The organism is Pseudomonas sp. NPDC090201 (genome assembly GCF_044746825.1).
Taxonomy (GTDB): Bacteria; Pseudomonadota; Gammaproteobacteria; order Pseudomonadales; family Pseudomonadaceae; genus Aquipseudomonas; species Aquipseudomonas putida_AD.
Window position 1 is genome coordinate 611,809 of sequence record NZ_JBIVCX010000002.1, and the last position, 20,387, is coordinate 632,195.

The window sequence follows — 20,387 nt, forward strand, 5'->3', positions numbered from 1 at the left end:
TCAGTGCAGGCACCACATACACCAGCAGTGTACGCATACAATGACTCGCACCTCTCTCCCGCCCCGCCCGCGCTGGCGCAGCCTGGCGTTACTGGCTCTGTTGCTGGCTCCGCTGCTGTGGCCGCTGGAGCGTCTGGCCGAGCATTACTACCGCAACGAACTGCTGAGCCAGAATCGCCAGACCCTGGATCTGTACGTCGCCAACCTGCTCGGCACCCTGCATCGCTACGAAGTGTTGCCGCAGATTCTCGGTGACCTGCCGGGCCTGCGCGCCATGCTCGCCAATCCGCAGGACGCCGCGACCCAGGCCCGTGCAAATCAGCTCTTGATGAACACCGCCAGCCAGACCGGCGCGGAGGTCATCTACCTGATGGCCCCCAATGGCGACACCCTGGCCGCCTCCAACTGGGACAAGCGCGACAGCTTCGTGGGCCGCAACTTCGCGTTCCGCCCCTACTTCAGCAATGCCATGGCCGGCAAGCTGGGGCGCTTCTTCGGGCTGGGCACCACGTCGGCCAAACGCGGTTACTTCTTCGCCGCCGCCGTGCGCGATGGCGATACCGTGATCGGCGTGCTGGTGGTCAAGGTCGATCTGGACCTGACCGAAACACTCTGGGGCAAGACGCCGGAACAACTGTTGGTTACCGACCACAACGGCGTGGTGATCCTGACCTCCAACCCCAACTGGCGCTTCCGCGCGACCCGGCCCCTGAGCGAAGAAGAAAAGCAGGCCATCGTCGCCATCCAGCCCTACCCGACCCGCGATCCCCGGCCGTTGCAACTGGACGAGGATGGCTGGCTGACGCAAACCCAGCAGATCGACGAAACCGGCTGGAGCGTGAACATTCTCGCGCCCAAGGTGCTGGTATCACGCCCGGTACGCACGGTGGTGACCATCGGTGGCGGCACGTTGCTGGTGCTGATGTTGCTGCTGGGCATCATGATGCAGCGCCGTCGCCACTATCTGGACCGCATCAACATCGAAGGCAAGGCGCGTCGCGAACTGGAAGTGCGGGTGACCGAACGCACCGCCGACCTGGAAGGCCTCAATCGGCGCCTGCGTCAGGAAGTGCTGGAGCGCGAACATGCGCAACAGGAGTTGTTTCGCGCCCAGGATGAACTGGTGCAGGCCGGCAAGCTCTCGGCGCTGGGCACCATGTCGGCCAGCATCAGCCATGAACTCAACCAGCCACTGGCGGCCATTCGCAGTTACGCGGAAAACGCCGAGGTGCTGCTCGATCATCAACGCACCGACGACGCCCGTGGCAACCTCAAGCTCATCAGCGAACTCACCGGGCGAATGGCCTCGATCATCGCCCACCTGCGCGCCTTCGCCCGCCGCGACCGTCATGCGCCAGAAAGCGTGGCCCTGCAGCCGGCGCTGGACGATGCACTGTCGCTGCTCGCCAAACGTCGCCGGGCGATGGACGTCGAGCTGATCCGCGACCTGCCCGATGCGACCCTGTGGGTGCAGGCCGGCGAGACGCGCCTGCGCCAGGTGCTGGGCAACCTGCTGGCCAATGCGCTGGACGCGCTGACCGAAAAAGGTCCGCCGCGCAAACTGTGGATCAGTGCCGAACACAGCGCCGAGGGCGTCAACCTGTACATTCGCGACAACGGGCCGGGCTTTTCCAGAGAAGCGCTGGAGCACGCTCGCGAACCTTTTTTCACCACCAAGACCAGCACCCAGGGGCTGGGCCTGGGCCTTGCGATCTGCGATACGCTGATGCGCGCCCTGGGCGGTGAGTTGCTGTTCGCCAACCACCCCGAAGGCGGCGCGCTGTTGACGCTGCGCATGCGTACGGCTGCATCGGGCGTCAGTCTTCAACCGCCGGAGGATCTATCTGCATGACCACGGACACCGCCATCGACAGCCGGATACAGGTCGTGCTGATCGACGACGACCCGCACCTGCGCCAGGCCCTGAGCCAGACGCTGGACCTGGCTGGCTTGAAAATCCTGCCGCTGAGCGACGCCAAGGGTTTGCAGGGGCGCATCGAGCGCGACTGGCCTGGGGTCATCGTCAGCGATATCCGCATGCCGGGCATCGACGGGCTCGAACTGCTCAACCAGTTGCACGCTCAGGATCCGGAGCTTCCGGTGCTGCTGATCACCGGCCACGGTGACGTCCCGCTGGCCGTGCAGGCGATGCGCGCCGGTGCTTATGACTTCCTGGAAAAACCCTTCGCCAGCGACGCCCTGCTCGACAGCGTGCGCCGTGCCTTGGCGTTGCGCCGACTGGTGCTGGACAACCGCAGCCTGCGTCTGGAACTGAGCGATCGCCAGCAACTGAGCACACGTCTGGTGGGCCTTTCGGCACCGATGCAACGTCTTCGCGACCAGATCGGCGCCCTGGCGGCAACCAAGGCCGACGTGTTGATTCTGGGTGAAACCGGCGCCGGCAAGGAAGTCGTCGCCCGCGCCCTGCATGACTTGTCCAGCCGCCGCGCCGGGCCGTTCGTGGCGATCAACGCAGGCGCCCTGGCGGAATCGGTGGTGGAGAGCGAATTGTTCGGCCACGAGCCCGGCGCGTTCACCGGTGCGCAGAAGCGGCGCATCGGAAAGTTCGAGTTCGCCAACGGCGGCACGCTGTTTCTCGACGAGATCGAGAGCATGAGCATGGATGTGCAGGTCAAGCTGTTGCGTCTGTTGCAGGAGCGCGTGGTCGAGCGCCTGGGTGGCAACCAGCAGATCCCGCTGGACATCCGCGTCATCGCCGCCACCAAGGAAGACCTGCGCCATGCGGCCGATCAGGGCCGTTTCCGCGCCGACTTGTATTACCGGCTCAACGTCGCGCCGCTGCGCATCCCGCCCCTGCGCGAACGGGGCGAGGATCCGCTGGTGCTGTTCCAGCACTTCGCCGACGCCGCCAGCCTGCGTCACGGCATGCCGCGCCATGAACTGCAACCGGGTCACCGCTCGATGCTGCTGCGCCACAACTGGCCGGGCAACGTGCGCGAACTGCAGAACGCCGCCGAACGCTTCGCCCTGGGCCTTGAGCTGGAACTCGAAGGTGCATCCGCTACCGCGCTGCCGTCGTCGAGCGGCGGCCTGAGCGAGCAGGTCGAAGGTTTCGAACGCGCCCTGATCGCCGCCGAACTGGCCCGCCCCCACAGCTCGGTCCGCAGTCTGGCCGAAGCCCTGGGCGTGCCGCGCAAGACCCTGCACGACAAGCTGCGCAAGCACGGCCTGAACTTCAGCGGCGGAGGCTCCGATGACAACGAATGATCCGCTCGCTCAATTGCTCCAGAGCGTGCTCCATCAGGACATTCCCCTGACCCGCGACATGGGCGTGGAGGTCATCAGTTGGCAAGATCACCAACTGCGTCTGCATTTGCCACTGGCGCAGAACATCAATCACAAGAGCACGCTGTTCGGCGGAAGCCTTTACTGCGGCGCGGTGCTGGCGGGCTGGGGCTGGCTGTACCTGCGGCTCAAGGAAGCCGGGATCGACGACGGACACATCGTGATTCAGGACGGGCAGATTCAGTACCCGCTGCCGGTCAAGCGCGACGGTGTCGCCATCTGCGACGCCCCCGATGACGCCAGCTGGGACAAATTCCTGAAGATGTACCAACGGCGCGGCATGGCCCGGCTGGCGCTCAAGACGCGGATCGTTGCCGAGGGTTCGGATGAGCCGGCGGTGGAGTTCGTCGGGCAGTACGTGCTGCACAGGTGAGCGAATCGCGATAACCCCTATCGCGACACAATCTAATGTCGCTGGGACCTGCAATTAACCTTGAATTCGGGAGTTGGAGTCGGATTTGTCAGGGAAGAGGTCTGCGCCATGGGGATCGGGAAAGCCATTCTGTGTTGTTCAGCACTTGTTTTCGTCAGCGCCAATGCCACCAGCGATGACCAGTCACAGGCCAACGCTGCGGCAACTCCACGCTTCGACTTCGTTACCCCTGCCTGTGACAGGTATTTCCTGTCGGCGAACTGGCGATTCGACGCAGGCCCCAAGCTCTGGTCACTGAGCCTGGTTCCAACCCCTTGCACCCGAAGCTTGCGGGGCCAGCTAACATCGACAGGGCTGGTCATCGACGCGGTCATCAGGGACCAGTCAGGCAATGTCCATTGGCTGGAAGGCAATGATACGCGCGGCATGCGCGATCAGATCATTTGCCACCTGGACAAATTGACGACAAAAGAGGAATGGAACGTCGAACCAGGGCGGCCCGACGTCGGCTATGAGGAAACCGTGAGACGCGACTGCAATCCTTGACCGGCCAATCAATGATCGCCTGCGTCGGCACTGGCGAGCCGGATCAACGCATCGCGCCAAGGCGCCTGCGCCGGAAGCGCCAGGAAATACCCGTTGAGCAGGGACTCACGGGCCGGATAATCGAACGTCTCGCCCGCCAGATCCAGCACCACGCCGCCCGCGCCTTCCAGCACGCCCTGCGCCGCTGCGGTGTCCCACTGCGAGGTGGGTGCCAGGCGCGGATAACAATCGGCTGACCCTTCGGCCAGCAGGCAGAACTTGAGCGAGCTGCCGATGTTGGCCAGCGCAAGCTCGCCCACCGCCGCTGACAGACCTGCCAACAGTTTTTCCTGCGCCGGGCTGGAATGGCGACGACTGGCGACCACCGTGAACGACTCCCCAACACCAGGCCGGGTGCGCACAGAGATCGGCTCAAGGTGCGCAGCATCTTCGCTGCGCCACGCCCCCAGCCCGGCGCCACCGAAGTAGCACCGGTTGTTGGTGGGCATCGAAACGACGCCGAACACCACGCGCCCGTTCTCGATCAGCGCGACGTTGACGGTGAACTCCTCGCTGCCGGAAATGAATTCCTTGGTGCCGTCCAGCGGATCGACCAGCCACCAGCGCTGCCACTGGCTGCGCTCGCTCAAGGGGATATTGGCGTCTTCTTCGGAAAGGATATGGATGCTCGGATCGAGCGCTTTCAAGCCCGCCACCAGCAGTTCATGGGCCGCCAGGTCCGCCGCCGTCACGGGTGAGTCATCGGGCTTGGCCGTCACTTCCACACCCGAGCGCCAGAACGGCAGGATGACTTCGCCAGCGCGGCGACACAGCTCGACGACAGGCGCCAGCAGCGGATGGGGCAGTTGGGCGAAGGCATCGGTCATGGCTGGAAGGCTCCACGCTGGGTCAGCAGGTCACGGGCCAGGTACAGCGCCGCGAGCGCCCGGCCTTCGGAAAATTGCGGGTGCTGAGCGAGGCTCGCCAGCTCGCGCAGGTTGATCTTGTCCACACGCATGGGCTCGGGCTCGTCGCCCAGCAGGCGCTCTTCATACAGATCGGTGGCCAGCACCACCTGAATCTTCTGGCTCATGTAGCCGGGCGACAGCGACAGTTCGGTGAGGTGTTCCAGTTGCCGCGCGCCATAGCCGGCTTCTTCCTTGAGTTCGCGGTTGGCGGCTGCCAGCACGTCTTCGCCAGGCTCCACCAGCCCCTTGGGCAAGGACAGCTCGTACTCGTCGGTGCCGCCGCAGTATTCCTCGACCAGCACCGCATGTTCGGCATCGAGCATCGCCACAATCATCACTGCGCCGTATCCGTTGCCACGCCCGACCAGACGCTCGTAAACGCGCTCGACGCCGTTGGAGAAACGCAGTTGCACTTCCTCGACGCGGAACAGGCGGCTGCTGGCGACGATTTCGCGAGCGAGTACGGTGGGTTTCTGGCGCATGGCGGGCTCCTTGGTGTAGACGGGGTACTATACAGCGGCTTTTGCGAATGTCTGTGTCGCAAAGGCTGCGTGATTCATTCATTACCGAGGTACCCCAATGCCTTCCTTGCCCTGGCCCGATATCGACACCGTCCTGCTGGATATGGACGGGACCTTGCTGGACCTGCATTTCGACAATCACTTCTGGCTGGAATACCTGCCCCAGCGCTACGCCGATCTGCACGGAATCAGCCTGAGCATGGCCATGCTGGAACTGGTGCCGCTGTTCGAAAAGAATGCGGGGACCCTCAACTGGTACTGCACCGACTTCTGGAGTGCCGAGCTGAAGCTGTCGGTCAAGGACCTGAAGGTCGAAGTCGCGCACCTGATCGCCCTGCGCCCGGACGCGGAGACCTTTCTGGCCGCGATCCAGAAGGCCGGCAAGCGCGTAATCATGATTACCAATGCCCACCGTGATTCGCTGTCACTGAAAATGGAGCGCCTGCAACTGGCGCCCTACTTCGAACGCTTGATCAGCTCCCACGACTACGGCTTTCCCAAGGAAAACCCGCAGTTCTGGGACGCGCTGCACGCTGACATCGGCTTCGATCCGGCGCGCAGCCTGTTCATCGACGATACCTTGCCGATCCTGCGTAGCGCCGGGCGTTATGGCATCCGGCACCTGCTCGCGGTGCGCGAGCCAGACAGCCGCAAGGGGCCCAAGGACACGGAGGAGTTTGCGGCGGTGGAGGATTACCGGGAGTTGATGCGGGGGTTGTGAAACGCCGTCGCGGGTAAGCGCGCTCCTACATGGGACCGCGATCAATGTAGGAGCGCGCTTGCCCGCGATGACGTCGGCACGGTCGATAAAATATCTACTCAGGAATCCGCAAAACCTGCCCCGGATAAATCTTGTTCACATCCTTGAGCATCGGCTTGTTGGCCTCGAAAATCTTCTGATACTTGTTCGGGTCGCCGTACACACGTTTGGAAATGGCACTGAGCGTATCGCCCTTCTCCACCGTCACGAACCTCGCCGGTGCGGCCGCCGGGCCGGTCACCGTGATCTGATCTTCAACGCTGCCAACGCCTGCGATATTGCCCGCCGCCAGAATGATCTTTTCCTTCTCTTCCTGGCTGGCGACCTCGCCCGTGAGCGTTACCTTGTCGCCCTCCACGGTTGCCGTGATATTCGGATTACCCAGACCAACCTCTGAAATATGCTTCTTCAGGACTTCGTCAGCATTGGCGTTTCCCGGGGTCAGCGCATCGAGGATCTTTTCGCCCGCTTCCTTCAGAAAACTGAAAATGCTCATGATGTTTCTCCCTGCATTTATTGATGTCCGAATTCCAACCATAGCCCCATCCTGCCGGCTGCCTGCTGCATCCGACCAATGACCCCCTTACACATTCGCCACCCCATCGGGCCGCCCTGCACGTTAGAATCCCTCCGGCCAGCCCTTTGCCTTGCGGAGTGACAATGGATATCAAGCAGCTGAAGTTCCTGATCGCCCTGGACGAAACCCGTCATTTCGGGCAGGCGGCTGCGCGTTGCCACATCACCCAGCCGACCCTCTCCATGCGCCTTCGCAGCCTGGAAGAAGAGCTGGACCTGCCGCTGGTCAACCGCGGGCAACGCTTCGAGGGCTTCACCGCTCCGGGCGAGCGCGTGCTGGCCTGGGCGCGCACGGTGCTGGCGGCCTATGACGGCTTGCAGGCCGAAGCGGCGGCCTGTCGCGGCAATCTCGTCGGTACACTGCGCCTGGGCGTGGTGCCGCTGTCGAACTTCGACCCGCTGCCCTTGCTGCAACGCATGCATGCCGCACACCCGCACATGCGCTTCGAGCTGTCGTCGTTGAGTTCCGAGCAGATGCTCGACCAGTTGGCCAGCAACCGGCTGGACCTGGGCGTCTCGTACCTGGACCGGCTGGACACCGAGCGTTTCGAATCGCTGGAACTGGCCGAGACCCGCATGGGGCTGATGTACGATCCGCGCCACTTCAGCTTTGGCGACGCGCCCCTGAGCTGGGAAAGCCTGATCGAACTGCCGCTGGGCATGCTCACCAGCGGGATGCACTTTCGCCAGTCCATCGACCACAACTTCCATAGCCGCGGCCTGCAACCCCAACCGCTGATCCAGACCGACGCCGTGCATCAATTGTTGCAAGCCGTGAACGAGGGCTTCTGCTGCGCGATCATGCCGCTGGACGGCGGGCTGGAAAACCTGGCCGATCACCTGCGCCTGCAACCGATCGAACAGGCCACCACCCTGGCGCGCCTGGGCTTGATCATGCGCCGCTCGGCACCCCGCTCGGCATTGGCTGAAGCCTGCTTTGGCCTGTATCACAAAATGACCGAGCCATCTTGATCGACGTCATCTATCAAGACATCAGTACTAGCGATTAGACGTCATACCACCGGTGGAATAGGCTTAAGGCCTTCATACACTGCCGGTCATCCCCCATGCCTCCCAAGAAAACGGAAGGCACGGCGCCCGCAAAATCACTGCCCGCGCCTGCCGCAAGTCAGTCCTACAGCTTCTCGAACCTGGAAGGTGACGCCAGCGAGCCGAACCTGCTCGCTGAGGAAGTGGCGCTGGCGATTGCCTACAACGGCATCAGCCAGGCAGTGATGCTGGTCACCCCGACCGATCTTGAAGACTTCATCGTCGGGTTCAGCATTGGCAGCGGGATCATCGAGTCGCCTGACGAGATCTACGACATCAAGCTCGGCGGTTGCGGTTCTGCGCAAACCGCCGAGGTCGAGATCGCCAGCCGCGCCTTCTGGAACCTCAAGACCCAGCGTCGGCAACTGGCGGGGACCAGCGGGTGCGGGCTGTGCGGCGTGGAAGCGGTGGAGCAGGCATTGCCTGAGCTGAACGTGCTGCCCGGCGCCCCGCTGCCGCCAGCCGAATGGCTCACGGGCCTGCGTGAACGTATGAACGAGTTTCAGCCGCTGGGCGCGTATTGCGGTGCCGTCCATGCGGCTATTTTTATGAACGAACGGGGCGAAATGCTGATGGGCCGGGAAGACATCGGCCGGCACAACGCCCTGGACAAACTGATCGGCGCCCTGATCCGCCAGAACATCCCCAGCACCGGGGGCCTGGCCATCGTCACCAGCCGTTGCAGCCTTGAACTGATCCAGAAAGTCTTGCGTGCCGGGATCCAGACCCTGGTCAGCCTGTCATCGCCCACCGGGCTGGCAGTGCAGTGGGCCCGCCGTCACAACCTTAACCTCATTCATCTGCCCAAACACAGCGCCCCTAGGGTCTTCAGCCCTGCCTTGGAGAGTAAAGCGTGAGCATGCACAAACAAGCCGACAAGACCCCGATCCCGCGCTACAAGCCTTACAAGGGCCCGGCTGGCGGATGGGGCGCGTTGATCAGCGTCAGTAAAGCTTGGCTCACCAGCGACAACGCGCTGAAAAACCTGCGCATGATGCTCAAGACCAACCAGAACGGCGGCTTCGACTGCCCGGGTTGCGCATGGGGTGACTCGCCTGAAAGCGGCATGGTCAAGTTCTGTGAAAACGGCGCCAAGGCGGTCAACTGGGAGGCCACCAAGCGCCGCGTCGACCCGTCCTTCTTCGCCCGCTACAGCGTCAGCGCCTTGCTGGAACAGAGTGACTACTGGCTCGAATATCAGGGCCGCCTGACCGAGCCTATGGTCTACGACGCCGAAACCGATCGTTACAAGCCCATCGCCTGGGACGACGCTTTCGCCCTGATCGCCAAACACTTGAACAATCTGCCAAGCCCGAACATGGCCGAGTTCTACACCTCGGGTCGGGCCAGCAACGAAGCGGCGTACCTGTATCAGCTGTTCGTGCGCGCCTACGGCACCAATAACTTCCCCGACTGCTCGAACATGTGCCACGAAGCCAGTGGCGTCGCGCTCTCGCAGAGCGTTGGCGTCGGCAAAGGCACCGTGACCTTCGATGACTTCGAACACTCGGACGCGATTTTCGTCTTCGGCCAGAACCCGGGCACCAACCATCCGCGCATGCTCGAACCGCTGCGCGAAGCAGTCCAGCGCGGCGCTCAGGTGGTGTGCATCAACCCGCTCAAGGAGCGCGGTCTTGAGCGCTTCCAGCATCCACAGCATCCGCTGGAAATGCTCAGCAACGGTTCGGAACCGACCAACACTGCCTTCTTCCGCCCATCGCTGGGTGGCGACATGGCGATGCTGCGCGGCATGGCCAAGTTCCTGCTGCAATGGGAACGCGAAGCCCAGGCCACCAATGGGCCTGCGGTGTTCGACCACGCCTTCCTCAACGAGCACACCCACGGCGTGCTGGACTACCTGGCCGTGGTCGACGACACCTCCTGGGAGTTCATCGTCGAGCAGTCGGGGCTGTCGCTGCAAGACATCGAGCTGGCGGCGCGCATGTACGCCAAGAGCAAGAACGTCATCATGTGCTGGGCGATGGGCCTGACGCAGCATCGCCATTCGGTGCCGACCATTCAGGAAGTCGCCAACCTGATGCTGCTGCGCGGCAACATCGGCAAGCCTGGCGCTGGCCTGTGCCCGGTGCGTGGCCACAGTAACGTTCAGGGCGACCGCACCATGGGCATCAACGAGCGCCCACCGGCGTTCTTCCTCGATGCCCTGGAAAAACGCTTCCAGTTCAAGGTGCCGCGCGAGAACGGCCACAACGTGGTCGAGGCCATCCATGCGATGCTCGAAGGCCGCTCCAAAGTCTTCATCGCCCTGGGCGGCAACTTCGCCCAGGCGACGCCAGACAGCAACCGCACCTTCGAAGCGCTGCGCAACTGCGACCTGACCGTGCAAATCAGCACCAAGCTCAACCGCAGCCACCTGACCCACGGCAAGGAAGCGCTGATCCTGCCGTGCTTCGGCCGCACCGACATCGACATGCAGGCCGAAGGCCCGCAAGCGGTCACCGTGGAAGATTCCTTCAGCATGGTTCACGCCTCCAACGGCCAGCTCAAGCCGCTGTCGCGCCACATGCGCTCGGAGCCTGCGATCCTGGCCGGTATCGCCAACGCGACCCTGGGCAAGCAGCCGGTGGACTGGCTGTGGCTGGTGGAAGATTACGACCGCATCCGCGACCTGATCGCCGACACCATTCCGGCGTTCCAGAACTTCAACGAGAAGATCAAGAATCCGGGCGGCTTCTACCTGGGCAGCACCGCCGGTTCGCGCAAATGGAACACGCCAAGCGCACGGGCCACCTTCAAGTCCAACCAGTTGCCGCAGGACCTGCTGCACGAAAGCATTCGCGCCAAGGGCATCGTGCCGGACCTGATCATGCAGTCGATGCGCTCCCACGATCAGTACAACACCACCATCTACGGCCTGGACGACCGTTATCGCGGTGTGAAGGGCATGCGTGACGTGATGTTCCTCAACGAAGCCGACATCATCCGCCTGGGCTTCGTGCCCGGCCAGAAAGCCGACATCGTGTCGATCTGGGGCGACGACATCGAGCGCCGGGTCAAGGGCTTCACCCTGTTGCCGTTCGATATCCCGGCCGGCCAGGCCGCTGCCTACTACCCGGAAGTGAACCCGCTGGTGCCGCTGGAAAGCATTGGCGAAGGCAGCCATACGCCGACGTCGAAGTTCGTGGCGATCAAGCTGGAGCGGCATAGCGAAACGGCGCGAATCATCTAACGCCGAACGCCATTCCTTGTAGGAGCGCGCTTGCCCGCGACAGCGGTGTGTCATGACCGAATCCGGTGCGGACACGCCGCCGTCGCGGGCAAGCGCGCTCCCACAGGTCAGTCACTCATCCGCATGACTCTGTGTATCCCGCCCTGTACATTTGAATTCCGTTCGCCCACAAAAAAGGCCCGAATCGCATGATTCAGGCCTGTGTGAAGTAGTCTATGACCGGGCAAAATAGATTAAGTTCCCGATCAAAAACAATAACTTAGATATTTGTATACAAGTCGTGTTACTCGTCGGAATTCGATTGTGACATTTTCTTCATGATTGCAGGATCGCGTCGTCATCCCTACGAGCACACATACATGAAGTATTCCTCGATTCTGTTGTTGTCCCTCTCGCTGGCCACTGGTTTCGCCTCGGCTGGCGATAACCTGAACGCCGGTGTGGGCGGCGCATTGGGTGGGGTACTGGGTTCGGTTGTCGGCCAGCAGATCGGCGGCAGCACTGGCTCCGCCATCGGCGCAGGCCTGGGCGGCGCTGCAGGTGGCGCAGTGGGCGCCAACCGCCACAACCGTGCCGAAGCTGCCATTGGCGGTGGCCTGGGCGCTGCGGGCGGCAACGTGATCGGCCGCAGCGTCGGTGGCAGCACCGGCAGCCTGATCGGCGCAGCAGCCGGCGGCGGTGCCGGTGGCGCACTGGGTAACTACATGGGCGAGCAGAGCCGTCGTGACGACGACAACCGCCGTGGCTATCGCGGTGACCGTCGTTACTACGACCATGACCGCGGCCACCGTCACCACGACCACGGTCGTCATCGCGGCTGGCGTCATCGCTGATCCGCAAAGCAGCTATCGCACATGACCACCGGCCGCCGACTACGCGGCCGGTTGTCGTTTCAGACCGTCAGATGTTCCAGCGCCTCACGCATTTCTGCGGGAATGGCCACCGGCTGGTTCGACTGGCGATCCACGAACACATGCACGAAGCGCCCGGCCGCACAGGCCTCCTCTTCTCCCGCCCTGAAAATCGCCAGCTCGTATTGCACTGAACTGTTGCCCAGCTTGCCCACCCGCAGACCGACCTCGATCAGGTCCGGGTAGGCAATCGAGGCAAAGTAGTCACACGAAGAACTGACCACGAATCCCACCACGCCCCCCTCATGAATATCCAGCCCGCCGCGTTCGATCAGGTAGCTGTTCACGGTGCTGTCGAAGAAGCTGTAGTACGTCACGTTGTTCACATGGCCGTAGATGTCGTTGTCATGCCAACGCGTGGTGATGGGCTGGAAGTGGCGGTAGTCGGTGCGTTGCGGGGTCTGGCTCATCATGCATCCCTCTGTGATTGCTCAAGGCCGTGACACAAATGTCGATCAGGATACATTCCTCACACAACTTCGATACCGGGCACTAGCAAAACAACATCACGCCGCTTAACCTCCCGCAACACAAAACCACGGTCGAATGCGCCCGTGCGCTCATGTCCCAAGATCATCTAGAAAACGCGACATCCGCCAGGGAGAGGCCATGCAACCCAACCAACCGCCCAAGGACGACGGGCAGACCGTGATACAGCGCCTGACACCCGACCAGTTCGATGTCGTACTCGGATCGCATCCAGGCAAACGAAAAGTCCCACAGCAAAAAAGACCCTTGCCCCTGGGGACCCTGCTGATTGGCGTCGCCCTGCTGCTGGCGATCGTTTACCTGCTCACGCAGATGCTCCAACCAAGGAAGGCAGTTGCGACGGCTGTTGACCCGTCCTTGACGCTCCAGGCTCCGAGCGAGCCGGAGACCATGGCGCCTGAACCCGCGATCCGCACCACTGAGCAGGTGGTCTACGTGGCGCCACGGCTGGACACGACACCCCAGCCTGTTGCCTCCAAACCGCTGGATGACTGCCTGAAAGAAGGCAACGTGATCGACCGCGACGTCATCAATTGCCGCTTCGGCGACGGCCAAGCCACCGACTACAACGCGCCTCGCCCCCAGGGCATGGTCTCGGATCGCTACATGGCGCAGTACAAATCCGCCGCAGCCAAGCCCAAGGCCGAAACCGGCCGGCAATACGAAGTGGCGGGCGTGCTGATACGTGAAGTTGACGGCCGCAACCGCTACGAGGCGCGTTATCGAATCTACAACCACCACGTCGAAAACAGCAGCGTGTGCATGAACTTCAAGAGCGACAGCGTCGAATACCGCGAATGCCGTCGTGCTGCCGAACCCTACTTCAAGGACATGTGCAGCGACTGGACCAAACGCGTGGCCAAGGACAAGGACGAAAAAAACAAATTGGCACAAGAGCAATTCTGCGAAGCGGCGCGGACTTACAGGCCCTAGTCGCACACCCCAGGAGAACCTGGTGCTTCACGCAAAGATTTGCCGAAGGGATTCGACAAAATCCTGTTTCGATGGTCATACGTTTCGCCAAGCAGAGGCCCCAACGCCGATCACTTCAGGAAGACGTCATGACCCGCACCCATTACCTGCCCCTGTTATTCACCGCCTTGATGGCCACGCTCGCCGGTTGCGGTGACAAGAGCGCCGGAAAAGCCGCGAGCGCCACTGCCGACGCTCGCGGGCTGTCCAAATCAATGACGGTGGATGTCAGCGGCGCCATGAACCTGCATTACGAGGCCCATGGCGACGCGGTAGGTGTAGGGTTCCTGCCGGGCAAGCAGCCCGGCGCCAACTGGCTGACCCTGAGCGCCGACCAGGAAGCCGACGGCGACCGCAACGAAGTCAGCATCGGGCCGGTGGTGGGCTTCTCTTTTGAAGATCCCGATCAGGAAAAGCACGCCATCATGTTTCAGGGTGGCCGCGTGGAAGTCGCCCACGACGAAAACAGCGCCTCCTACGATACTGGTTCCTACTACCAGTACTACGACGCCGACAAGAGCGGTGCCAACAGCAACGTGAAACTCGATTTCAGCAAGATCGAAAAGCTTGAGTCGGGCAACAAGCTGCTGGACCGCTATCGCCTGATTGGTACCTTCCAGTTCAACGCCGCCCTGTCACCCGAGCAGCCGTCCGACGACTGCACCCGGGAAGCCGCCGCCTACGCCGCCGAGCACGGCGAACGTCATCCAGGGTTCGACGCCGGGTTGTGCAACGCCAAGAGCGTCGTTGCCAAAGGCAGCTTCGACATCACCCAGGACTTTCCGGCGACTGAAAAAGCGGGCTGAGCCCTGCCCAGTCTGACTTACCGGCGATACCGATCCCAAAGCCGCCCCCGCCGGCAAGCCGTGCTGCTACGGGGTGGTGGGGGGATGCGCGGTTTGTGTTACACCATTGAATCCGTAGCAGCACGGCTTGCCGGCGATGGCGGTTTCGAGGCCGCCGCGCCCATAAAAAACCGCCCCGAAGGGCGGTTTCTTGTTCGGCTGAATCCGATCTTACAACTTCGGACCCGCTGCCTTGATGGCGTCGCTCACGTCGAACTTCTTGAAATTCTCGATGAACAGGCCGGCCAGGGCCTTGGCGGCTTCGTCGTAGGCCGCTTTGTCAGCCCAGGTGTTGCGCGGGTTGAGCAGTACGGTTTCGACGCCCGGTACCGACTTCGGCACGTCCAGGTTGACGGTGTCCAGGTGCTCGGTTTCAGCACCGATCAGCGCGCCGCTCTGGATGGCTGCGATGACGCCACGGGTGGTCGGGATGTTGAAGCGTTTGCCCACGCCGTAGCCGCCGCCGGTCCAGCCGGTGTTGACCAGGTAGACCTTGGAGCCGAAGCCGCGGATGCGCTTGATCAGCAGCTCTGCGTATTCGCCAGCCGGACGCGGGAAGAACGGCGCGCCGAAGCAGGTGGAGAACGTCGACTTGATGCCGGCGCCCGAGCCCATTTCGGTCGAACCGACCAGCGCGGTGTAGCCCGACAGGAAGTGGTAGGCCGCTTGTTCTTCGCTGAGGATCGACACAGGCGGCAGAACGCCGGTCAGGTCGCAGGTCAGGAAGATCACGGCGTTTGGCTCGCCGCCCAGGTTCGCTTCGGAGCGCTTTTCAACGTGCTCCAGCGGGTAGGCGGCGCGGCTGTTCTGGGTCAGGCTGCTGTCGGCGTAGTCGGCGTGCTTGTTGGCATCCAGAACTACGTTTTCCAGCACTGCGCCATGCTTGATGGCTTTCCAGATGACAGGCTCGTTCTTCTCGGACAGGTCGATGCACTTGGCGTAGCAACCGCCTTCCATGTTGAAGACAACGCCTTCGCCCCAGCCGTGCTCGTCGTCACCGATCAGGTAACGGCTTTCGTCGGCCGACAGGGTGGTCTTGCCGGTGCCCGACAGACCGAAGAACAGCGTCACGTCGCCTTCTTCGCCGATGTTGGCGGCGCAGTGCATTGGCAGCACGTCGGACGCCGGCAGCAGGAAGTTCTGTACCGAGAACATGGCCTTTTTCATTTCGCCGGCGTAACGCATGCCCGCGATCAGGACTTTCTTCTGTGCGAAGTTGATGATGACGGTGCCGTCGGAGTTGGTGCCGTCACGCTCAGGCACGCACTCGAAGTTGGCAACGTTGAGGATCTGCCATTCTTCGCGACCGGCCGGGTTGTACTGAGCCGGGTTGATGAACAGGCAACGACCGAACAGGTTCTGCCAGGCAGTCTGGGTGGTCATTTTCACGGCCAGGTAGTGATCGGCCGCAGCGCCTACGTGCACGTGGGAAACGAAATGTTCCTGGGCGTTGTTGAACGCCTCGACACGGGCCCACAGGGCATCGAATTTGTCGGCAGGGAATTTGCGGTTGATCGGACCCCAGGCAATTGCTTCCTGTGTAGTCGGTTCTTCAACGATGAAACGGTCGACTGGCGAACGGCCAGTGCGATGGCCGGTTTCCACGACGAGTGCGCCGGTATCGGACAGTACGCCTTCACCGCGACTGAGGGCTTCTTTAACCAGATCGTCAACACTGAGATCGGTGTGAACGGCGTTATTGGCTTGCGTCATGAGATTCCCCGTCGGCCCGCTGGCCGAGTGCTCCAAACGTTTTGTAGTAGAAAAACCCTGACTACTACAGCTAAAAAGTGGCCGGATTATGCCAGAAAAGCCCAAAAAAGGTAGGGCCCTCCTGTCAGAACTACATAAAGGAGAGCCAAGCCTGCCGGGCAGAAACCATTCAGCCCGGCCTTGGCACTACATCAATGGCGAGTGTCGGAAGGGGTATCGACGCCGCCGCCTGCGAACAGCTGCACTACATCTGTTGCATCGAACAAATAGCGCTGATTGCAGAACTGGCAATCGATCTCGACGGTACCGTTGTGCTCGACCACCAATTGCTGTGCATCTTCCAGACCAAGACTGACCAGCGCGTTGGCCGACCGCTCGCGCGAGCAGCTGCAACGGAACACCAGCGGCTGAATATCGAACATGCGCACGGCGTCTTCGTGGAACAGGCGGTGCAGAACGGTCTCGTTGTTGAGGCTCAGCAGCTCTTCGGCAGTCAGTGTGTCGACCAGCGTGTTGACGTGCTGCCAACTGGCCGCGCGCTCTTCGGGCTCGCGGAGTTTTTCCGGTGGCAGCTGCTGGAGCAGCATGCCACGGGCCCGCTTGCCGTCAGCCTTGATCCAGAAGCGCGTAGGCAACTGCTCGGACATCACGAAGTATTCGGACAGGCAGGCCGACAGATCGACCCCGTCCAGACCCACGATGCCCTGGTAGCGTTTGCCCTGGCGCGGATCGATGGTCATGGTCAGGTCGCCGTCGGGCATCAGGTCCTGCAACGTCGCGCCTGGCGTGACCAGGCTCTCGTCGTAACGGGCAATACCGCGAAGCTCGCGCTCACTGGAGCACTCGATCATCAGCAGCGACACCGGGCCGAGGGAGCGGGCCTGGAGCACCAGCAAACCGTCGAACTTCAAGGTGCCCACCAGCAAGGCAGCCGCTGCGAGCATTTCGCCGAGCAATTGCGCGACCGGCTCAGGGTACGGGTGCTTGGCCAAAACCTCCGCGTAGCTGCGCTCGAGCGCCACTAGCTCGCCGCGAACGTCGCTCTCATCGAAGATGAAACGCTGGGTGTAATCGATATCCGGGAATTCATGCATGGGAAAAAGGTATCTGAATTAATGACAAAGTGATGACAAGCGCCTATAAAACGCGGTTTCGCACTAACCTGTGCCGCATTGCCATTTCGATGGGGTTATTTTATGGACTATCCAGCGCTGTTCCAACCCAAGTGGAACGCCAAAAAATTCTTGCTGTGTCATCTGGTAGCGCTCGTCTTGCTGCTGGTGTGGATTTGGCCCACAGGCCATGCGGCACTCACGCAGTTCGACGAATGGTTTTTCCATCTGCTGAACCGACCACTGGTACAGAACAAGGCCTGGTTGTGGACCTGGACAGTCGCCAGTATGCGCCCGTTCGATATCGTCGTCGGCCTGATTCTGTTGATGCTGCTCATCAAGGGCGACTGGGTGTTCAAGGCGGTGCAGGCACGGGCTGCATTGATCGGCTTCGTGTTGACGCTGATCCTGCTGCTGATCATCCGCACCGTGTTTTCCAAGATCATCGACCACACGTCCCTGCAGCATGACAGCGCATCGGTTGTGATTCCCGACGCGATCAAGCTCAGCGAGATCTTCCCGACGCTGGAAGACAAATGGCAGCTCAAGGACCGTTCGAGCCAGAGCTTTCCGGGCGACCACGCTTCGGTCCTGCTGATCTGGGCAATGTTCATGACCCTCTTCAGCCGCACCGTTAGCCAACGCGTAGTGATCTGGGCGCTGGCGTTGCTGTTCATGATGCCGCGCCTGGTCGCGGGTGCGCACTGGGGCCAGGATGACTACATCGGCGGCGTATTGATCGCCCTGCTGGCGCTGGCCTGGAGCTGCTACACCCCGTTCGCGGCGGTCGCCACCGGCTTTGTGCTGCGAGCGACGGCGCCGATCTTCAATCTGTTCGGGCGGATTCCGCTGTTCAAATGCCTGGCGATCATGAAGCCGGGCGCGCAGTTGTAACCGCCGACGACTTGTAGCTGCACGGCCTGCCGGCGGGGCGTCATTGAAATCGCCCCCGCCGGCAAGCCGCGCTGCTACGAATTGGCAGGCGCGACTTCAATCATCCCCTGACCGAAACTGAAACAATTGTCGGCGCTGCTTCTTGGTCGGCCTGCCGTCCGTTGTCACGCCCAGGCTGCCCGCCTTGCGCATCTCGGCCGCCTGCTCACGTTTGGCCACACTTTCCGGGGTTTCGCTGTAGAGCAACTGTGCCTCCGGCGCGCCGCGGCGCACGATGGACAGCGCCTTGACGACGACCGTGCGCTCATCGAAGCCGGCTCGAATCTGGAACTCGTCGCCAATGCGCGGCTCCTTGCCCGGCTTGCAACGCTCTCCACGGCAATGCACCTTGCCGCTTTCTATGGCCGCCTTGGCCAGTGCGCGGGTCTTGAAGAAGCGCGCGGCCCAAAGCCATTTGTCCAGACGAACCTTGTCGTCCTCGTCTGACTTCTGTGTCATCTGAATTCCTCAATTACGTGATAGTCAGAACTGTACTACGCAATGTCGAGCACGCAGTAATCGCAAGCGTTGGGTAGAATCCTCCGCACACATGTGAGGGCATGCACACTCGTCTTCGCCAAGCTATTGTGGGCAGAACGCTCAAACGTACGGGATCGCTTTGAAAACATTCGACCATCTCACAGTCATCGGCCTTCGCGAATGGGTGGCGCTGCCCCATCTGGGCGTCGCCGGGCTGCGCGCGAAGATCGACACCGGGGCCAGCACCTCAAGCCTGCACGCCACGGAAATCGAGCCCTTCGAACGCGATGGAGAAAAGTGGGTGCGCTTCAACGCCCACCTTGGCACCGTCGTGCAGTTGCGCCATCGCCGATGCGAAGCGCAACTGGTGGCGATGAAAACCATCAAGAGTTCCAACGGGCAGGCTCAGGTGCGGTATGTGATTCGCACCACGCTGGCGCTGGGTGACCGGGTCTGGCCCGTCGAATTCACGCTGGCGTGCCGAAAGGCCATGCGGTATCGGTTGTTATTGGGTTCCAAGGCTCTGATCGACGGCCAGCTGGTGGTCAATCCGGGCGTTACTTATGTTCAGGACAAACCGGTATTTCCGGCCTCAAATTCCTCTGTCACAGGTGTTGCATGAAGATCGCTGTGCTTTCGCGAAATCCGCGTCTGTATTCAACTCGTCGCCTGGTCGAAGCCGGTATCCAGCGAGGCCACGAGGTCGTTGTGATCGATACCCTGCGCGCCTATATGAACATCGCCAGTCATAAGCCGCAGATCCACTACCGGGGCAAGCCACTGGAAGGTTTCGATGCGGTGATCCCGCGCATCGGCGCCTCGGTGACCTTCTATGGCTGCGCGGTACTGCGTCAGTTCGAAATGATGGGCGTGTTCCCGCTCAACGAATCGGTCGCCATCGCCCGCTCGCGAGACAAGCTTCGCTCGCTGCAGCTGCTGTCCCGCCGCGGGATCGGCCTGCCGGTGACCGGCTTTGCCCACTCCCCCGACGACATCCCCGACCTGATCCAGATGGTCAATGGCGCTCCGCTGGTCATCAAGGTGCTGGAAGGCACCCAGGGCATCGGCGTGGTGCTGTGCGAAACCGCCACGGCTGCGGAATCGGTGATCGAGGCGTTCATGGGCCTCAAGCAGGACATCATGGTGCAGGAGTACATCAAGGAAGCGGGCGGTGCGGACATCCGCTGCTTCGTGGTGGGCGACAAGGTCATCGCCTCGATGATGCGCCAGGCCAAACCCGGCGAGTTCCGCTCCAACCTGCACCGTGGCGGCACGGCCAGCCTCATCAAGATCACCCCCGAAGAACGCATGACGGCCATCCGCGCCGCCAAGGTCATGGGCCTGAGCGTGGCCGGGGTCGACATCCTGCGCTCCAACCACGGGCCACTGGTGATGGAAGTGAACTCCTCGCCGGGCCTGGAAGGCATCGAGGCCACCACAGGCAAGGACGTGGCGGGAATGATCATTCAATACATCGAGAAAAACGGCGGCCCGCACATGACGCGGACCAAGGGCAAGGGGTGATCCGCACGTCCCTCGGCCAAACCCGCTGCGGCACCCGCCTGTAGGAGCGCGCTTGCCCGCGACTGCGTCAATCCAGACACCCTCGCGGTGACTGTCACGCCGCAGTCGCGGGCAAGCGCGCTCCTACACAGGCATGCGG

21 protein-coding genes are annotated in these 20,387 nt (G+C 62.1%); 14 read left to right on the forward strand and 7 right to left on the reverse strand.

Annotated features, from left to right (window positions below; translation table 11 throughout):
* Window positions 1-40 precede the first annotated feature (40 nt).
* The 4 genes from ACIPOO_RS08905 to ACIPOO_RS08920 all read left to right on the forward strand — a co-directional run bounded on the left by ACIPOO_RS08905 (window position 41) and on the right by ACIPOO_RS08920 (window position 4,225).
* The gene (locus ACIPOO_RS08905) at window positions 41-1,852 is read left to right on the forward strand and encodes an ATP-binding protein (protein WP_400605968.1); all 1,812 of its coding nucleotides are present in this window, start codon (window positions 41-43) and stop codon (window positions 1,850-1,852) included.
* The gene (locus ACIPOO_RS08910; RefSeq protein ID WP_274133239.1) at window positions 1,849-3,228 is read left to right on the forward strand and encodes a sigma-54 dependent transcriptional regulator; all 1,380 of its coding nucleotides are present in this window, start codon (window positions 1,849-1,851) and stop codon (window positions 3,226-3,228) included. The genes ACIPOO_RS08905 and ACIPOO_RS08910 overlap by 4 nt, the downstream gene beginning before the upstream one ends.
* On the forward strand, window positions 3,215-3,679 hold the full coding sequence (locus ACIPOO_RS08915; protein WP_400605972.1) for a YiiD C-terminal domain-containing protein: 465 nt from the start codon (window positions 3,215-3,217) through the stop codon (window positions 3,677-3,679). The genes ACIPOO_RS08910 and ACIPOO_RS08915 overlap by 14 nt, the downstream gene beginning before the upstream one ends.
* Window positions 3,680-3,787: 108 nt before the next feature.
* The gene (locus ACIPOO_RS08920) at window positions 3,788-4,225 is read left to right on the forward strand and encodes a DUF2599 domain-containing protein (protein ID WP_400605974.1); all 438 of its coding nucleotides are present in this window, start codon (window positions 3,788-3,790) and stop codon (window positions 4,223-4,225) included.
* 8 nt (window positions 4,226-4,233) lie between these two features.
* Here the strand turns inward: ACIPOO_RS08920 and cysQ are convergent, their stop codons facing one another.
* Both cysQ and nudE read right to left on the reverse strand, forming a co-directional pair.
* Window positions 4,234-5,091 carry a 3'(2'),5'-bisphosphate nucleotidase CysQ gene (gene cysQ / locus ACIPOO_RS08925; RefSeq protein WP_400605977.1) on the reverse strand — a complete coding sequence of 286 codons (858 nt, stop codon included), beginning with the start codon at window positions 5,089-5,091 and terminating at the stop codon, window positions 4,234-4,236.
* Window positions 5,088-5,654 carry an ADP compounds hydrolase NudE gene (gene nudE / locus ACIPOO_RS08930; RefSeq protein ID WP_274133243.1) on the reverse strand — a complete coding sequence of 189 codons (567 nt, stop codon included), beginning with the start codon at window positions 5,652-5,654 and terminating at the stop codon, window positions 5,088-5,090. The genes cysQ and nudE overlap by 4 nt, the downstream gene beginning before the upstream one ends.
* A gap of 97 nt (window positions 5,655-5,751) precedes the next feature.
* On the opposite strand from nudE, the gene yrfG reads away from it, so the two are divergent.
* The gene (yrfG, locus tag ACIPOO_RS08935) at window positions 5,752-6,414 is read left to right on the forward strand and encodes a GMP/IMP nucleotidase (RefSeq protein ID WP_400605980.1); all 663 of its coding nucleotides are present in this window, start codon (window positions 5,752-5,754) and stop codon (window positions 6,412-6,414) included.
* A gap of 94 nt (window positions 6,415-6,508) precedes the next feature.
* Here the strand turns inward: yrfG and lysM are convergent, their stop codons facing one another.
* Complete coding sequence (gene lysM, locus ACIPOO_RS08940) at window positions 6,509-6,949, reverse strand: peptidoglycan-binding protein LysM (RefSeq protein WP_274133245.1); 441 nt, start codon at window positions 6,947-6,949, stop codon at window positions 6,509-6,511.
* A gap of 164 nt (window positions 6,950-7,113) precedes the next feature.
* Between lysM and ACIPOO_RS08945 the strand changes: the two genes are divergently transcribed.
* From ACIPOO_RS08945 to ACIPOO_RS08960, 4 genes are all read left to right on the forward strand, one after another.
* A complete protein-coding gene (locus ACIPOO_RS08945) occupies window positions 7,114-8,001 on the forward strand; it encodes a LysR family transcriptional regulator (protein ID WP_274133247.1) in 888 nt (295 codons plus the stop codon).
* A gap of 95 nt (window positions 8,002-8,096) precedes the next feature.
* Window positions 8,097-8,936 carry a formate dehydrogenase accessory sulfurtransferase FdhD gene (fdhD, locus tag ACIPOO_RS08950; RefSeq protein ID WP_400605983.1) on the forward strand — a complete coding sequence of 280 codons (840 nt, stop codon included), beginning with the start codon at window positions 8,097-8,099 and terminating at the stop codon, window positions 8,934-8,936.
* 2 nt (window positions 8,937-8,938) lie between these two features.
* Window positions 8,939-11,269 carry an FdhF/YdeP family oxidoreductase gene (locus ACIPOO_RS08955; RefSeq protein ID WP_274133276.1) on the forward strand — a complete coding sequence of 777 codons (2,331 nt, stop codon included), beginning with the start codon at window positions 8,939-8,941 and terminating at the stop codon, window positions 11,267-11,269.
* A gap of 359 nt (window positions 11,270-11,628) precedes the next feature.
* Window positions 11,629-12,102 (forward strand): glycine zipper domain-containing protein, encoded by a 474-nt coding sequence (locus ACIPOO_RS08960; RefSeq protein ID WP_274133251.1) that lies wholly within the window; start codon window positions 11,629-11,631, stop codon window positions 12,100-12,102.
* A 59-nt stretch (window positions 12,103-12,161) separates the two neighbouring features.
* On the opposite strand, the gene ACIPOO_RS08965 is transcribed toward ACIPOO_RS08960, so the two are convergent.
* A complete protein-coding gene (locus ACIPOO_RS08965) occupies window positions 12,162-12,593 on the reverse strand; it encodes an acyl-CoA thioesterase (protein ID WP_400605985.1) in 432 nt (143 codons plus the stop codon).
* 196 nt (window positions 12,594-12,789) lie between these two features.
* Here ACIPOO_RS08965 and ACIPOO_RS08970 point away from each other — a divergent pair, with 196 nt between their 5' ends.
* Together ACIPOO_RS08970 and ACIPOO_RS08975 are read left to right on the forward strand one after the other, a co-directional pair.
* The gene (locus ACIPOO_RS08970) at window positions 12,790-13,602 is read left to right on the forward strand and encodes a hypothetical protein (protein WP_400605987.1); all 813 of its coding nucleotides are present in this window, start codon (window positions 12,790-12,792) and stop codon (window positions 13,600-13,602) included.
* 128 nt (window positions 13,603-13,730) lie between these two features.
* On the forward strand, window positions 13,731-14,447 hold the full coding sequence (locus tag ACIPOO_RS08975) for a hypothetical protein (RefSeq protein WP_274133255.1): 717 nt from the start codon (window positions 13,731-13,733) through the stop codon (window positions 14,445-14,447).
* A 210-nt stretch (window positions 14,448-14,657) separates the two neighbouring features.
* On the opposite strand, the gene ACIPOO_RS08980 is transcribed toward ACIPOO_RS08975, so the two are convergent.
* Both ACIPOO_RS08980 and hslO read right to left on the reverse strand, forming a co-directional pair.
* The gene (locus tag ACIPOO_RS08980; protein WP_274133257.1) at window positions 14,658-16,199 is read right to left on the reverse strand and encodes a phosphoenolpyruvate carboxykinase; all 1,542 of its coding nucleotides are present in this window, start codon (window positions 16,197-16,199) and stop codon (window positions 14,658-14,660) included.
* 191 nt (window positions 16,200-16,390) lie between these two features.
* A complete protein-coding gene (hslO, locus tag ACIPOO_RS08985) occupies window positions 16,391-17,293 on the reverse strand; it encodes an Hsp33 family molecular chaperone HslO (protein ID WP_274133259.1) in 903 nt (300 codons plus the stop codon).
* A gap of 102 nt (window positions 17,294-17,395) precedes the next feature.
* Between hslO and ACIPOO_RS08990 the strand changes: the two genes are divergently transcribed.
* A complete protein-coding gene (locus tag ACIPOO_RS08990; protein ID WP_400605991.1) occupies window positions 17,396-18,205 on the forward strand; it encodes a phosphatase PAP2 family protein in 810 nt (269 codons plus the stop codon).
* Window positions 18,206-18,301: 96 nt separating this feature from the next.
* Here ACIPOO_RS08990 and ACIPOO_RS08995 read toward each other — a convergent pair whose 3' ends face one another.
* Window positions 18,302-18,703 carry an RNA-binding S4 domain-containing protein gene (locus tag ACIPOO_RS08995; protein WP_274133262.1) on the reverse strand — a complete coding sequence of 134 codons (402 nt, stop codon included), beginning with the start codon at window positions 18,701-18,703 and terminating at the stop codon, window positions 18,302-18,304.
* A 187-nt stretch (window positions 18,704-18,890) separates the two neighbouring features.
* On the opposite strand from ACIPOO_RS08995, the gene ACIPOO_RS09000 reads away from it, so the two are divergent.
* Together ACIPOO_RS09000 and rimK are read left to right on the forward strand one after the other, a co-directional pair.
* Complete coding sequence (locus tag ACIPOO_RS09000; RefSeq protein WP_274133278.1) at window positions 18,891-19,346, forward strand: ATP-dependent zinc protease; 456 nt, start codon at window positions 18,891-18,893, stop codon at window positions 19,344-19,346.
* A complete protein-coding gene (gene rimK, locus ACIPOO_RS09005; protein ID WP_093465889.1) occupies window positions 19,343-20,248 on the forward strand; it encodes a 30S ribosomal protein S6--L-glutamate ligase in 906 nt (301 codons plus the stop codon). The genes ACIPOO_RS09000 and rimK overlap by 4 nt, the downstream gene beginning before the upstream one ends.
* Window positions 20,249-20,387 lie beyond the last annotated feature (139 nt).